General features: G+C 44.7%; 1 protein-coding gene. It reads right to left on the bottom strand.

Annotated elements, in window-relative coordinates; all coding sequences use genetic code 11:
* Nucleotides 1-43: 43 nt before the first annotated feature.
* On the bottom strand, nt 44-1,358 hold a 1,315-nt coding region (locus tag HMPREF2794_RS02780), incomplete at its 5' end, for an IS1182-like element ISBthe2 family transposase (RefSeq protein ID WP_070750847.1).

The following is a 1,358-nucleotide window of genomic DNA, read 5'->3' as shown; positions in this document are numbered from 1 at the left end:
CCCCTTCTTTTTTTAATATAAAATAGTCGTTCCTCTTTTTTGTCTATGCGACTATTTTTTCAGTAATTAGGTAATAAGGCTTAATATTCGTCGTATTTTGAGTCACACGTGGTCTGATAAAGATAAATATAGTGTGTGCACTCCTTCTCTTTCCTGCTTTTAGTAGTTTTGTACACATCTTTTTGATATTAAAAGCTATAGCAAAGAAGGCAAAGTCCATTGTAACCTTGTCTTCTCCCACATGCCGGAACCTTTTGTATGCCATGTTGTGTTTCATTTGTCCAAAAACTGCTTCCGGTTCTATACATCGCCTTCCCCTATGCCTGATGCCTTCTTCCGAGAGTAACCTTTCCCGTGCCTGCCGTTTGTATTGGTTTAACCGGTGGTTGACTTCTATCATACGGTTCCCCCGAGCTTTAAAGCAACTGCCACACAAAGGACACCCTTCACATCTTTGTGCTTTATATCGGGCACTTTCGGTGATGTATCCGCTTGCTGTTTTGTCACGTCTAGTTCCTATACGGTTCATGTGCTGCCCCATAGGACAAACGTAATAATCCTCCCCCGCATTGTAATGGAGACTCTCCGCATGGAATGGATTGGGGGTATAACGGGGACGCTGTTCTTTATGGAAGTAGTTGTACTTGACAAAGGCTTCTATCCCATTATCTTGCATGAACCGATAATTTTCTTCCGAGCCGTAACCGGAGTCTGCCACACCGACAGTTGGTAAGCGGTTATAGCGTTGCTCAAAGGAGTGGAAGAAAGGTATGAGGGTCAGTGTGTCGGTTGGGTTGGGAAACAGTCGGAAGTCTATGAGGAATTGGTTCTCGGTACCTATTTGCAGATTATATCCGGGTTGGGTCTGTCCGTTTCTCATGGCGTCTTCTTTCATGCGCATGAAGGTGGCATCAGGATCGGTCTTGGAGTAGGAGTTGCGTTCTCCAAGAGTATCAAGATGGTTGTCGTATTCTATCAACTTGTCACGGTACTCCTCAAGTTCCCGGACCTGTTTCTTCTTTTCCCGGATGACCTTCTTTTGTTCCTTGTCCTTTGTTACAGGCTGGTGTTCCAGCACCTCTTTAAGTTCATTCACTATATCTGAGAGCATGGCGGGAGTGAACTCTACGGGTGTATCTTTCATGGAGTTCTCTTGGGCTATGACTTCATCCACCTGCTCCAGGAGAATGCGGATCTTATCCATCAGCTTTGTACGGTTCTTTTCGACTGTCTTGCGCCAGACAAAAGTATATTTGTTGGCTTTGGACTCAATCTTGGTACCGTCGATATACTCTACGTCAAGGCTGATGAAACCTTTGTCGGCAAGGACAAGAACCAACTGCGTGAATACGGTATTT

Source organism: Bacteroides sp. HMSC067B03, from assembly GCF_001811315.1.
Classification (GTDB): domain Bacteria; phylum Bacteroidota; class Bacteroidia; order Bacteroidales; family Bacteroidaceae; genus Bacteroides; species Bacteroides faecis.
The sequence above is the reverse complement of the archived record's forward strand: the minus strand, read 5'-3'. Positions and strand labels throughout refer to the sequence as shown.